14 protein-coding genes are annotated in these 12,238 nt (G+C 71.7%); 7 read left to right on the top strand and 7 right to left on the bottom strand.

All coding sequences use genetic code 11. From position 1 onward, the window contains the following. The first annotated feature begins 46 nt into the window (after positions 1–46). The 7 genes from B7K22_RS12130 (at position 47) to B7K22_RS09370 (ending at position 4,858) form a co-directional block, all read left to right on the top strand. A complete protein-coding gene (locus tag B7K22_RS12130) occupies positions 47–199 on the top strand; it encodes a hypothetical protein (RefSeq protein ID WP_159448829.1) in 153 nt (50 codons plus the stop codon). 11 nt (positions 200–210) lie between these two features. Beyond that, complete coding sequence (locus B7K22_RS09395) at positions 211–861, top strand: CDP-alcohol phosphatidyltransferase family protein (RefSeq protein WP_234983441.1); 651 nt, start codon at positions 211–213, stop codon at positions 859–861. Between the two features lie 66 nt (positions 862–927). Then, positions 928–1,317: an FHA domain-containing protein gene (locus B7K22_RS09390; RefSeq protein WP_371327679.1), complete on the top strand. Its 390-nt coding sequence runs from the start codon at positions 928–930 to the stop codon at positions 1,315–1,317. A gap of 4 nt (positions 1,318–1,321) precedes the next feature. Then, complete coding sequence (locus B7K22_RS09385) at positions 1,322–2,059, top strand: MerR family transcriptional regulator (protein ID WP_084040008.1); 738 nt, start codon at positions 1,322–1,324, stop codon at positions 2,057–2,059. 96 nt (positions 2,060–2,155) lie between these two features. After that, a complete protein-coding gene (locus B7K22_RS09380) occupies positions 2,156–2,731 on the top strand; it encodes a MerR family transcriptional regulator (RefSeq protein WP_084040007.1) in 576 nt (191 codons plus the stop codon). A 193-nt stretch (positions 2,732–2,924) separates the two neighbouring features. Continuing rightward, on the top strand, positions 2,925–4,232 hold the full coding sequence (locus B7K22_RS09375; RefSeq protein WP_084040006.1) for an alpha/beta hydrolase-fold protein: 1,308 nt from the start codon (positions 2,925–2,927) through the stop codon (positions 4,230–4,232). Positions 4,233–4,306: 74 nt separating this feature from the next. Further along, positions 4,307–4,858, top strand: coding sequence for a GNAT family N-acetyltransferase (locus B7K22_RS09370; protein WP_084040466.1), 552 nt, complete (start codon positions 4,307–4,309; stop codon positions 4,856–4,858). 87 nt (positions 4,859–4,945) lie between these two features. Here B7K22_RS09370 and B7K22_RS09365 read toward each other — a convergent pair whose 3' ends face one another. From B7K22_RS09365 to B7K22_RS09340, 7 genes are read right to left on the bottom strand one after another with little or no spacing between them, the layout of a single operon-like run. Next, positions 4,946–6,367 carry an alkaline phosphatase family protein gene (locus B7K22_RS09365; protein ID WP_084040005.1) on the bottom strand — a complete coding sequence of 474 codons (1,422 nt, stop codon included), beginning with the start codon at positions 6,365–6,367 and terminating at the stop codon, positions 4,946–4,948. Further along, positions 6,368–7,573 carry a metabolite traffic protein EboE gene (eboE, locus tag B7K22_RS09360; protein ID WP_200807424.1) on the bottom strand — a complete coding sequence of 402 codons (1,206 nt, stop codon included), beginning with the start codon at positions 7,571–7,573 and terminating at the stop codon, positions 6,368–6,370. It lies immediately after the preceding gene. Positions 7,574–7,577: 4 nt separating this feature from the next. Then, positions 7,578–8,456, bottom strand: a complete 879-nt coding sequence (locus tag B7K22_RS09355) for a TatD family hydrolase (protein WP_084040004.1) — start codon at positions 8,454–8,456, stop codon at positions 7,578–7,580. Beyond that, positions 8,456–9,094 carry an EboA domain-containing protein gene (locus B7K22_RS12245; protein ID WP_200807423.1) on the bottom strand — a complete coding sequence of 213 codons (639 nt, stop codon included), beginning with the start codon at positions 9,092–9,094 and terminating at the stop codon, positions 8,456–8,458. The genes B7K22_RS09355 and B7K22_RS12245 overlap by 1 nt, the downstream gene beginning before the upstream one ends. Continuing rightward, on the bottom strand, positions 9,091–9,969 hold the full coding sequence (locus B7K22_RS12240; protein ID WP_200807422.1) for a sugar phosphate isomerase/epimerase: 879 nt from the start codon (positions 9,967–9,969) through the stop codon (positions 9,091–9,093). The genes B7K22_RS12245 and B7K22_RS12240 overlap by 4 nt, the downstream gene beginning before the upstream one ends. Next, the gene (locus tag B7K22_RS09345) at positions 9,966–10,856 is read right to left on the bottom strand and encodes an SCO3242 family prenyltransferase (protein ID WP_234983435.1); all 891 of its coding nucleotides are present in this window, start codon (positions 10,854–10,856) and stop codon (positions 9,966–9,968) included. The genes B7K22_RS12240 and B7K22_RS09345 overlap by 4 nt, the downstream gene beginning before the upstream one ends. Then, positions 10,853–12,142 carry an inositol-3-phosphate synthase gene (locus tag B7K22_RS09340; RefSeq protein WP_234983433.1) on the bottom strand — a complete coding sequence of 430 codons (1,290 nt, stop codon included), beginning with the start codon at positions 12,140–12,142 and terminating at the stop codon, positions 10,853–10,855. Before B7K22_RS09340 ends, B7K22_RS09345 begins: the two co-directional genes overlap by 4 nt. Positions 12,143–12,238: the final 96 nt, after the last annotated feature.

The raw sequence follows: 12,238 nt of genomic DNA, 5'->3' as shown, positions 1-12,238 counted from the left end.
CTGAAGACGTACCGGCACCACGCTGGCCAGATGGGAGGAGTCCGTCATGACCGAGGAGCACGCGGTGGACACTCGCCGCTACAAGATGGAGCAGATCAAGGCCAAGGAGCTGGCGCGAGGCGCCAGTGAGGACGAGGCCAACCGCATCGCCGCCGAGACCGTGGACAAGGTCATCGCCTCGGAGCGTGACGACAAGTAGACTCGCCCTCCGTGGGCGAGAGCACTGAGACGACGGGCGAGGGGACGGCGGACGACACCGGCACCCCGGCACATCCCTCGACAACGGTGTGGACGGTGCCGAACATCGTCTCCTTCGTGCGCATCGGCCTCATCGTCGTCTTCGGCTGGCTGCTGATCGCCGGCTACGACGCGTGGGCGATCGCTGCGCTCGCCGCTGCCGGCATCAGCGACTTCCTCGACGGGTTCCTGGCGCGCCGCTGGCACCAGGTGTCTGAGCTCGGGCGGCTCCTGGACCCCGCCGCTGACAGGCTCCTGACCGCGGTCGTCGTCGTCGGCCTCGCGCTGCGCGACATCATCCCGTGGTGGCTCGTGGCCGTGCTGCTCGTGCGCGACGCGATGGTCGCGGTGGCGTTGCTGATCGGCCGCCGGCGAGGCGCCAGGCCGCCCCAGGTCAGCTTCGTCGGGAAGTGCGCGACGGCGGGACTGTACGTCGCGCTTCCTCTCGCGTTCGTCGCCTTCGAGCGGTGGGACGGCGTCCACGCGGCCGCGATCGTCGGAGCATGCGTCGCCGCCGTGCTCTACTGGATGTCAGGGATCGGCTACGTACGTGACATCGCCTCGCGCATGCATCGAGCAGCGGACGGCGAGTCTGTCGCGGCCCCTCGCCAAAGCCTAGGATGATGTGATCAGACCGCCCACGGAAGGAGGAGCGCGATGACGTACGACGAGAGCCCCGTCGAACGCACCATGTCCCTCGATTCGCCCATCGCCGGAGACGAGCACGCGCCCCACCGGATCTCGCCGCAGGACCAGACGGCGGTCGATGCGCTCGACGAGAACTGCGCCCTGCTGATCGTGCACCACGGCCCCAATCAGGGCGCCCGGTTCCTCCTGGACGTCGACGTGACGACCGCGGGCCGCTCGGTCTCGGGCGACATCTTCCTCGACGACGTGACCGTGAGTCGCGAGCACGCGCGATTCGTGCGCGACGGCAAGCGATTCCTCGTGCAGGACGCCGGCTCGCTGAACGGCACGTACGTCAACCGCGAGAGCGTGACGGAGGCAGAGCTGCACGACGGCGACGAGGTGCAGATCGGCAAGTACCGCATGACCTTCTACCCCGGAACCGCCGGCTGATCCGATGACTGCTCTCAGGGCCATCGACCCCAGGAGCGAGTCCAGCCGCGAGTCGCGCGCCGAGCCGACGGATCCTGGCCTCGCGTGGCCGCAGCAGCTGTCCCACGAGCCCGTCCTGCGCGTCAGCGACGTGCTCGCCCACGTCGCTCGCGAGTTCCCCGCGCTGACGCCGTCGAAGCTGCGCTTCCTCGACGCCAATGGGCTGGTCACGCCGCACCGCTCCGGCGGCGGCTACCGCCTCTACTCGGCGGCGGACATCGAACGGCTCAGGTTCGTGCTGCGCCGCCAGCGCGATGAGTATCTGCCTCTCCAGGCGATCGCGAGCCAGCTTGCGGACCTCGACGCAGGGCGCGTGCATCAGTCCGTCGGCCCGCGCGCCGTGGCGGAGAACGCGTCCCAGCTCACGGCGGGCCAGCTCGCCCAGGCGGCAGGCGTGACGACGGAGGTGGTGGACGAGCTCGAGCGAGCTGGTCTGATCCGCTCGACCGGGCCGGCGCGCTACGAGCACGACTGCGTCCCGCTGGTGAGCGCAGGGGCGGCGTACCTCGAGACGGGGGCGGACCCGCGTTCGCTCGGCGCGCTCGCGCGGGCGGCCGGGAGGGAGGCCGACCTCGCTCGCGACGCCGCGCGACCACGTCGCGAGCGGGGCGATGATCGAAGCGCCGATGCTGTGCTGCGGGAGCGTGCTGACGCGGCCGTGGCGCTGTTCTCCGCTTGTGTTCACGCGCAGATCGACCGATAGCGTCAGGGACGGGAGTGGTCGCGTGCGCGGCGCGGATCGTTGACCGCGAAGAATGACGGCCCTACCGTTGAGGGCAGATCGAACGAGGGAGAAGCGATGGCGGAGCAGGGCGGTCAGGATCAGACCTCGGTGCGCGACCAGGGCATCCTGTTCGACGACGGCCTCGCTCACCTCGACGAGAACGCCGGGTATCGCGGGCCCACCGCGTGCAAGGCGGCGGGGATCACCTACCGGCAGCTCGACTACTGGGCGCGGACGGGGCTCGTCGAGCCGAGCGTGAAGTCCGCGACCGGCTCCGGCACCCAGCGCCTGTACGGCTTCCACGACATCCTGGTGCTGCGCGTGGTGAAGCGTCTGCTGGACTCCGGCGTCTCGCTCCAGCAGATCCGGACCGCCGTGGGCGCCCTGCGGGAGCGGGGGGTCGAGGATCTGTCCCGCATCACGCTCATGTCGGACGGGGCGTCGGTGTACGAGTGCACCTCGGACGACGAGGTGATCGACCTGGTCCAGGGAGGCCAGGGCGTGTTCGGCATCGCCCTGGGCAAGGTGTGGCGTGAGCTGGAAGGCTCGCTGTCCTCCTTGCCGGCCGATCGCGGGGAGGCGCCTGCGTCGTCGGCCGACGCGGTGGACGAGCTCGCGGCGCGGCGCGCGCAGCGCACCAACGCCAGCTGATCCTCGCCTCACGCGCCCTCGGCGGGTCCAGAGCCAACGTCGACCCGCATCGACGCGCGGCCATGGCATCCCCTGTCCCGTCGCGGTGGACACCGAGCGGCGGCAGCGCCGGTGAGTCCCTCAGGCGGACCACTTCGCCAGCTCGCTGAGTACGATCAAGCCAAGCGGCTTCCTGCGCGGAGAGGAGCTGGTCATGCTGACAGGGCGGGTGCTCTCATTCGCCGTGGCGGTCGCCCTCATCACCCCTCTGCTCGCGTCCTGCAGCGGTGAGCCCGAACGGCCCCTGCCCACGGGGCCTGGGATCGCGATGACGGAGCGCGGCCCGACCGGAGTCTCGGTGACCTTCCGCTACTACGCACCCGACGCCGACTCCGTCGGGCTGATCGGGGACGCGTACTTCACGGACCCCGACCACATCGCCAGCAACCTCGCCCACGATGCTCGCCTGGGAGACCAATGGCGGCCAGGCGACGTGTCGCATCCGTTGGTCGCGCAGCCCCCGGCGCCGCTCACGCGCGGTGCGGACGGCGTGTGGGAGCTGACCACCGCGATGCCCGCGGGGACGTTCAGCTACGGCTTCGTGGAAGGCGACTGTGATCGCGCCGCGGCGTGCGCAGGACGCTACGACCCCAGCAACCCGCCTCCGTTCGCAGACGACCAGCGAGCCGGGCATCAGCGAGCCAGCCAGATCTTCGTGCCCGCCAACCCGGCCTTCGACTCCACTGACCTCGCCTACGAGGCGGACGCTCGCGGCGACCTCGCGGGGCTGGTGTCGCACCGCACCTATCCCTCCAGTCAGACGCTTCACCCGAGTGGAGAGCACGCGCTGGGGCTCTATCTTCCTGCGGGGTACGACGACGCCCGCGCGGAGCCCTATCCACTCCTCATCCTGTCGCATGGAATGCTGGAGAACGAGACCGCATGGTTCGCGGACGGCCGCGCCGCGCAGATCCTCGACCATGCGATCGCCGCAGGCTCCATCCCGCCAGTGGTCATGGTGACCACTGACTTCGGTGGCCTCTCCGAAGAGTTGCCGGGGTCCGCCAGGTTCCATGACGCCTACGTGACGGAGCTCGTCGACAACGTCCTCCCGTGGGTCGAGCAGGAGCTCCACGTCTCGCACGAGCGCCATGATCGCGCCTTCGCGGGCCTGTCGATGGGCGGTGCGCTGGGAGTGGGGCTTCTCGAGCACCACCCCGACATCTTCGGCTGGTACGGGCTGTGGTCGGCGGCGCCGGTCCCCGAGGGCTGGCGGGTGCGCGACGCGCACCAGCGCGAGGCCATTCGCGCCGCGCTCGGGATCCACATCGGCGTGGGGCTTCATGACGGCATCGCCGGGATCAGCCGCTCGTCGCCCGAACGCGCCGAGGACTACCGCGAGCTCGGCGCGGAGGTGACAGAGCTGAACGTCCCCGGCGCGCACACCTGGCAGGTGTGGCGAGCCCAGCTCCACCACTTCCTGACGACCACCGCGTTCCGCGATTGGGCGCCGGCCTCCTGAGAAGGGCGATCCACGGGGCCCGCCGTCCCCGGGGTCGACGCGGCGTCAGCGCCGGGCATGGCACACTCGTGGGCGTGAACTCACCTCTGACGGTTCGTCCGGCGACCGTCACCGACGTGCCCGCTCTGGTGGAGCTCGCAGCGGTGACCTTCCCGCTGGCGTGCCCGCCCAGCACGACGGCCGAGGCCATCGCCGAGCATCTGCGCGTCAAGCTCAGCGCCGAGGTGATCGGCGGGTGGGTCGCGCGTGAGGACTCTACGGTGGTCGTCGCTGCCGACGGCGACCGCCTGTGCGCGTACGCGCTGGTGGTGACCGGGCCGTGCGGGGATCCGCTCGCCGCGCGCGCCCTCGCGACGGTCGGCGTCGACCCCGATCACATCCACGAGCTGTCGAAGATCTACGCGCTGCCGGCGCAGCAGGGCAGCGGGATCGCTGCCGCGCTGCTCGACGCTTGCGTCGCCGCCGCCGTCGACGCCCACGGAGAGGCTCCGGTATGGCTGGGCACGAACAGCGAGAACGCGCGCGCGCAGGCGTTCTATCGCCGATGTGGGTTCGAGGTGGTGGGGGAGCGCACCTTCAACGTCGGCGGACGCGACGAGTCCGACGTAGTGATGCTGCGCGCCTGAGCGCGAGGCCCCGATCACGGCGGCGTGGGAGGGTCCCGCCGCGGCCGGAGCGCCTCGCAGAGCGGCGGCCCCACCGAACCTCGGCCCCTAGCCCCCGTCCGCCCCCAGTCCCTGGAGATCGAGCGTCAGGTCCTTGATCGCAGCGGCGGGCACCTGGGCGGTGTCGGAGGCGACGATGTGCTCGAGCGCCTGCGGGATCTGAGGGCTCGAGCACAGCACGAGCGGGGTGTCGGCCGCGGAGCTGGGGAGGCGTCCGTGGGTGCCACGCACCCAGGAGGCGTCGAGCGGCACCGTGCTCATCGCGTAGCGCAGGCCGGCCTTCTTCCGCGCGAGGTTGGCGCCCGCCTTGGCCTTCGCCCAGCGATCCGCTGGATCGAAGAACAGCTCTGCCGGGTCGTATCCGGGCTTGCGGTGGATGTCGACGCCCCGTGCGTACTCAGGCGCACGCGCATCGTCCTGCCAGAAGTAGTAGGTGAACCATGCCCCCGGCTCGGCGACGACCACGAGCTCGCCCGACCGCTCGTGATCGATGCCGTACCTGGCCTGGCCCTCGCGGTCCAACACCTCGTCCACCCCCGGCAGCTCCTCGAGGAGCGCCCTGACCCTCCTGCGCAGAGCCTCGTCGTGCGCATCGCCCAGGTAGACGTGCGCGACCTGATGGTCAGCGACGGCGAACGCGCGCGAGGTCCAGGGGTCGAGCTGCTCGCGCCCATCCTGCACGTACACCTCCAGCAGCCCGGCGGAACGCAGCGCTCGGTTGATGTGCACCGGCCGGTGAGCACCCTCGATGCCGTACTCCGACACCACGAGGACCGTGATGCCGCGCTCGTCGCACTCGTCGAGCAGGGGAGCGAGCGCGGCGTCGAGCTCGGCAGCTGCACGACGCGCCTGCGCGGACGTGGGGCCGAACCGCTGGAGGTCGTAGTCCAGGTGCGGCACGTAGGCGAGCGTCAGGTCCGGCGAGGCGGTCCTCAGGACGTGCTGCGTCGCCTGCACGATCCATCGTGACGACTCGATGGACGCGGTGGGGCCCCAGTAGGTGAAGAGGGGGAAGTCTCCGAGCTGGTCGACGAGCTCATCGTGGAGCGCCGGCGGGCGGACGTAGGCGTCGGGCGACTTGCGGCCGTCGGCGTGGTAGATGGGCCGCGGCGTCACGGTGATATCGGTGGTCATGCCCATCGCGTACCACCAGCAGACGTTGGCCGCCCTGTACTGCGGGTGGGCCGCGCGTGCGCTCTCCCAGACCTTCTCGCCGGCGACCAGCCGGTTGTGCTGGCGCCAGAGGTGCACCTCGCCCAGGTCGCGGAAGTACCAGCCGTTGCCGACGATCCCGTGATCGGCCGGAGCGAGCCCGGTGAGCATCGTCGATTGGACGCTGCACGTCACGGCCGGCAGCACGGTGCTGAGCTCGCTGCTCCAGCCCTGGGCGGCGAGCCGCGACAGCCGCGGCATGTCGGCGAGAGCCGTCGCCGTCAGGCCGACGACGTCGAGCAGTAGTACGGGTCTCATCTAGGTGTCTCCTCCGCGGTGATCGACGGTCTCGCCCAGCAGCTCCGCGCGCGCCCACCGGAGCTCCGCGGCGATGCCGTGCGCGAGGGACTCGGTCGAGTCGGGCAGGACCGCCCACGTGTAGGTCTCGATGTCGAGATGCGCCTCGTCGCCTGAGGGTGTCGAGCGAACGGCGGCGACGGCGTCGCGCAGGACGTCGGTCGTCGCCGCCAGCGGGTCGGCGAGCTCGTGGTGGAGCGGCACGTGGAAGTGGACCCGCCAGGGACCGTCGCCGGGCAGAGGCGCGCTGTCGTCGCCGGCATGGTCCGGTGCCGCGAGGCCGAGCGCGTGCGGAAGATCGTCTCGCCCGTCCACTCCGGCCGGCGTCAGCTCGCGCACCTGGTGGACGTAGCGAGGCTCCGCGAACCGCTCGAGCTCCCGACGCGCCTCGGGCGAGCGTGGCCGGTCGACGTGGAGAGCCGCGGACGCCTGCACCTTCACCACCCGCAGGCCGGCGCTGACGATGCGCTCCACCGTCTCCGCCGTGCCCGCTTGCCTGTCGGCGAAGGACACCGCGAGGTGGCAGGTGTCGAGACACACGCCCACGTGCTCGGGATCGATGCGCTCAGCGGTCGGCACGTCGTCCCCCGCCCGCGGCTCGAGCCACGAGACCACGTCCTCCACGTTGTCCAGGATGCATCCGGGCTCGGGCTCGATCGCCAGCCGCACCATCCGTCCGGCGCTCTGCGCGAGCGTGCGAAGCTCCCCGCTGAGACGGGCCAGCGCCGCCGTGGCTGCTGCGTCCTCCTGCGCGCCCCACCCCGTGCGCCATCCCAGCGGCAGCGTGGAGATCGAGCCAGCCACGCCAGGGGGGAGGAGGTCGGCGAGCACTCGCGCGCACGCCATGGTGTAGGCGTAGCGCTCCGGCTCCGCCCACGTGGGGGAGTAGACGTCGAGCTTGACCACGTCGTCGTGGAAGCCTCCGTACGGGAAGGCGTTGAGGGTGTGGACCTGCAGGTGATGGGCCGCGAGGGCGGCCTTCAGACGCGCTCGCTCCTCGGTGCTGTCGTCGAGCCGATGCGCGAGCTCGGCGGGCATCCACAGCCCGATTCCCAGCACGTCGAGTCCCGCAGCCACGCGCGCAGGCGCGGCGTATGCTCCGAGCTGCTCGATGACGCCGTCGAGGTCCTCGGCCGGATGCACGTTCGTGCAGTACGACAGCAGCACGCGGCTACTTCCGTGCGCCGCGGAGGACCGACGAGCCCTCGAACTCGATGCCGGGTGCGGGGGGCTGGCCAGGGGTGAAGCCAGGGACCGCGTCGAGGATCAGGTTTCCTGACTGGCCATAGAACGCGACGGGGTTCGACCAGAGCACCTGGTCGACGTCCTGCGAGTCATAGCCCGCCGCGAGCATCGCCTTGCCCGTCGCGAGCGTCAGCAGGGGGTCGGATCGACCCCAGTCGGCCGCGGAGTTGACGATCATCCGCTCGGTTCCGTGCTCGCGCAGAATCGCGACCATCCTGTCGGGATCCATCTTGGTGTCGGGATAGATGGAGAAGCCCGGCCACGCGCCGGCCTCCCGGACCATGGCGACGGTGGTCTCGTTGAGGTGGTCGACGATCACCATCTGGGGGTCGAGGCCCGATTCGCGGACCACGTCGAGGGTGCGCCGCGTGCCGGCGAGCTTGTCGCGGTGAGGCGTGTGCACGAGCACCGGAAGCTCCGCCTCGCGGGCCATCTCCAACTGGCGGGCGAAGACCTCGTCCTCGGCCGGCGTCATGGAGTCGTAGCCCACCTCGCCGACGGCGACGACCCCGTCCTTGGCGAGGTAGCGCGGGATCTCGTCCAGCACCTCGCGACACCGCGGATCGTTCGCTTCCTTGGGGTTGAGGGCGATGGTCGCATGGTGGCGGATGCCGAACTGCGCAGCCCGGAACCTCTCCCAGCCCAGCAGGCTGTCGAAGTAGTCCAGGAACGATCCCACCGTGGTGCGGGGCTGCCCCAGCCAGAACGCAGGCTCGACGATCGCCCTCACGCCCGCGGCGTACATCGCCTCATAGTCATCCGTGGTGCGGCTCGTCATGTGGATGTGGGGGTCGAAGATGCGCATCACGCGCTCCTTTCCGAGGTGAGACGGGAGATGTCCGCTGGCACGGGGCGCCCGGCCGCTCGGCGCTCGGCGGCGAAGTCGCGCGCCATGCGGGCGAGCTCGTCGTCTCGGCGCGCGTCGAGTCCCCAGACGGCGTCGAGGCTGATGCCCATGAACACCAGCTTGAGCACCGCGTGGCGCCAGTCGTGGGCGTCGAGATGGGAGGAGCCGAACGGGCCCATGGCGGCCGCGACCAGGGCGAGCTCGTTCGCGCGCAACGCATCCTGCGCGAGCTCGACCCCCACGGTGGCCACTGCGGGCGGCACGTCGTCGCCGTGCCCGTCTCCGTGCTCGACCACGGCGTCGAGGCCGCGCAGCACGCCGCGCCGCTCGGCGCTGTCGCCGCGACCGTAGAGCTCGGCGAGCACGGGTGCTGCACCGTCGCCGTGAGCGCCGACGAGTGCGCGCACGAGCCTGGCTCGGGCGGCATCCTCCACGGCGCCGTGGACCACTCCGGCCGGGTCGGTGTCAGGACGCACCGGGCCGCGTCCCACCTTGCGGGCCGCGAGCGCGAACGCACGCGACATGGTCGCGGGGTCGCGCCGCGCATCGGCCTCCGCGGAGGCGAGCCACTGCTCGCCGGCACTGGTCTCCGTCATCGTTCCTCCTCGAGTGGGCGGGCCGCCTGCCAAGCGTCGGTCAGCGCCTCCATCGACCGTTGGGCGAGCCCCGCAGCATCGTGCGAGTGCCGCGGCAGCTCCACGGCCGCCACGCCGGTGTAGCCGACGTCCGCGAGCGTCGACAGGACGAGCGGCAGGTCGATGTCCCCCTCGCCGAAGGGGCGGTGCTCGTGGTGAGTGGACGGCATGTCGTCGAGCTGGACGTTGGTGAGCACGGGACCTGCGGCCTCGAGCGCCGCGCGTGGGCCGCCGGGCTCCACGACGAGGCAGTGCCCCACGTCGACCGTCACGCCCAGCCCGGGCGGTCCACCGAGGTCGTGCCGCAGCTCGAGCGCGTCGCCGACGGTCTCGATCACCATGCCGGGCTCGGGCTCGAGGCTGAGGACCACGCCGCGGTCGTGGGCGTGGTCGAGCAGCGGGGGCATGCGCTCGCGCAGCAAGGAGCGGGCGCGGATCTCGCTCACATCCGCGGGCAGAACGCCCGAGAAGAAGGACACGCAGCGCGCGTCGAGGATGGCGGCGAGCTCGATCGCCCTGGCCATGTACTCGAGCCTGAGACCGGCGTCCAGGTCGACCAGGGTGGGACGGTGCTTGCGCCGCGGGTCGAGCAGGAACCGCGTACCGGTCTCGATCACCACGGCCATGCCGGTGCCGCCGTGCGCGCCTGCGAGCCGCTCGCGGAGCCTCAGCGCGCCGCTCTTCCAGTCAGGGTCGAACGGATCGACGTGCGGGAACCCCACGGTGAGCGCCACGGCGCCGTACCCCTCGGCCTCCAGCAGGTCGAGCGCCGTGCTCAGCGGGTGGTCAGCGAAGCCGTTGGTGCCGTATCCGAGGGTGAACGGGGGAGGAGTCATGTCTCGCTCACCGTCCGCTTGACGCGCATTCTCAGCAGCGCTCCGACGGCTTCCACGCCGGCGAGGAAGGCGACCGCGCCGCCGCTGCCGGCCCGCGCCGCCCACGACGCCTGGAGCGGCACCATCGACCGGATGCCCTGGCGCGTCGCCACGCGGGCATGCTGCGCGGTCGGCTCCCGTGCCGCCGCCAGCTGGTGGGGCAGTGACCGAGCGACGTAGGCCGCTGCGGCCGCGGCCGCCAGCGCGCCACGACGCGCGGATCGCCTCAGCGCGCCAGCGGTGACCACGGCGGCCCCGGCGGTCGTCACGGCCGCGGCGCTGCTTGCGATGACGGGGGAGGTGCCGTGAACCTCGCCTCGAGAGAGGACGGTGACGGCGGCCGTGTGCGCGGCTATCCCGGTCGCCGCGGGAAGCGCTGGCGCGAGGCGGCCGGCGCCGGCGCCCATCAGCACATCGAGGCCGCGACACGCTGCCATGACCGCGGGGCCGGTGGGGTGATCCTTGGCGAGCGTGTCGTACACCCAGACGCACGCGGCCAGCGGCACGGCCACCGCGAAGGCCTTGCGGCCGCCGCCGATGGCCGCCAGTGCCAGGCCGGCGCCGGTCAGACCGGATGCGACCGCCAGTGCGCGCCTGGGCGACACGCGTCCCGAGGGTATGGGTCGCTCCGGGCGCTCGCTGGCGTCGATGTCGCGGTCCGCGTAGTCGTTGAGCGCCATGCCGCCCGCGTACAGGCAGGCGGAGGCGAGCGGGAGGGCGGCTCGCCGGACGGTGGCCGGCTGTCCGCTCGCCGCCCCGCCCACGAGGGTGTCGCCGAGCACCGTCAGCACCGCTGGAGCGCGCACGAGCTCCAGCAGGTCGCCCAGCCGCATGGTGGCGGTCGTCACGAGTGCGAGAGCGCCGCGCCGACCCGCTGTGCGGCCTCGTCGACCCACCGCACGAGCTCGTCTGCCTGCGCCGCGAAGTCGTGGCGGTCGCTGCCCCACGGGTCCTTGAAGAAGAACCCGAGCTCGGCGACCGGTCCTCTCGACCCGGCCTCGGCCGCGAGGCTCAGGAGGCGAGCGAGATCGAGCACCATGGGCGCGGCGAGCATCGAGTCGTAGGCGGACCAGGTGGTCTGCAGGGTGAGACGCGATCCGAGGAAGCCCTCGGCATGGACGTGGTCCCATGCGACCTTGATGTCGCCCAGATCAGGCACGTTGTCGATGTGGAGGGGAGTGACGTCGCTGCCGGTGATGGCCTTGAGGCCGCGTGTCTTGGAGGACAGCTTGCTGCGGACCGCGACCGGATCGGCGAGAGTGGCGCCGTCACCGCCGCCGAGCAGGTTGGTGCCCGCCCACGACAGGACGGACAGCCCGCGGGCGGCGAAGGCGGGACCGAGAACGGTGCGCAGCCACGTCTGGCCGGTCTTGCCGTCCTGGCCGGCGACGGGGATGCCGCGCTCGGTCGCGAGGTCCATCAGGACGGGCAGGTTCATGCCGGCCGACGGGGTGAAGCATGCGTACGAGACCCCCGCGAGGATGGCGGCGTACGCCATCACGGAGCTGGGCGGCAGCACCGCTCGGTCCGGATCCTTGAGGCTGGCTCGCAGCAGGTCGGCGTCGAAGAACTCCGGCGCGGTGTCCGGCACCGCCTCGGTGGACGCGAGGTCCACCATCACGACGCGCTGCAGGTCGTGGCGGCGCTGGAAGTCGAGGATGTCGCCAGCCAGGCGTTCGGCGGCGGCCTGCTGGGACTCGGCCGCCGCGCCCGCGACATGCATCGAGGTGTAGCCCGGGCGCACCTCGGCGTCAGCGGCAGCGAGGGCGGACCGCGTCGACTCGAGCAGATGGTGGGGGATCATGCGGCCATCGACCAGTGTCTGCGCGCGCAGCTCCATGGAGGCGTCGATCACGTCGTGCCCGCCCACGACGAAGCTGCCGAAGTCGGGCAGGGGGGCGCCCGCGAACTGCTCGCCCGCCGTGACGCAGCCCGTGGCGGTCGCATGGCCCTGGGCGATCGCGGCGAGGCCGAGGACTGCCGTGGTCGCCACGGAGCCGCGTGCGCCCACCAGCCACAGGCCGATGCGGGGAGGCGGGGACGCGTGAGCGCTGGCGTCGCCGCTGGTGGCGGCGTGGGCGTCGACCTGGTGCATCTTCACTCCCGTTCCGGTGCCGCCAGGGGGTGGCAGCACCTACGACGGCTGCGGTGCCGTCTGGCGCTCTACGTGCTGGCCCCACGGACGTCCTCGGACTGTCGCACGAGCCGCCATCATCATACTTGCGTTGGC

Origin of the sequence: Demequina sp. NBRC 110053 (genome assembly GCF_002090095.1) — a bacterium.
Lineage (GTDB): Bacteria > Actinomycetota > Actinomycetes > Actinomycetales > Demequinaceae > Demequina.
This window is presented reverse-complemented; position numbering and strand designations above follow the sequence as displayed.

What these genes read in the sequence shown, in the direction of transcription:
- B7K22_RS12130 (WP_159448829.1), top strand. Translation starts at nt 47, where the DNA reads ATGACCGAGGAGCACGCGGTGGACACTCGCCGCTACAAGATGGAGCAG.
- B7K22_RS09390 (WP_371327679.1), top strand. Translation starts at nt 928, where the DNA reads ATGTCCCTCGATTCGCCCATCGCCGGAGACGAGCACGCGCCCCACCGG.
- B7K22_RS09385 (WP_084040008.1), top strand. Translation starts at nt 1,322, where the DNA reads ATGACTGCTCTCAGGGCCATCGACCCCAGGAGCGAGTCCAGCCGCGAG.
- B7K22_RS09380 (WP_084040007.1), top strand. Translation starts at nt 2,156, where the DNA reads ATGGCGGAGCAGGGCGGTCAGGATCAGACCTCGGTGCGCGACCAGGGC.
- B7K22_RS09375 (WP_084040006.1), top strand. Translation starts at nt 2,925, where the DNA reads ATGCTGACAGGGCGGGTGCTCTCATTCGCCGTGGCGGTCGCCCTCATC.
- B7K22_RS09365 (WP_084040005.1), bottom strand. Translation starts at nt 6,367, where the DNA reads ATGAGACCCGTACTACTGCTCGACGTCGTCGGCCTGACGGCGACGGCT.
- B7K22_RS09355 (WP_084040004.1), bottom strand. Translation starts at nt 8,456, where the DNA reads ATGCGCATCTTCGACCCCCACATCCACATGACGAGCCGCACCACGGAT.
- B7K22_RS12245 (WP_200807423.1), bottom strand. Translation starts at nt 9,094, where the DNA reads ATGACGGAGACCAGTGCCGGCGAGCAGTGGCTCGCCTCCGCGGAGGCC.
- B7K22_RS12240 (WP_200807422.1), bottom strand. Translation starts at nt 9,969, where the DNA reads ATGACTCCTCCCCCGTTCACCCTCGGATACGGCACCAACGGCTTCGCT.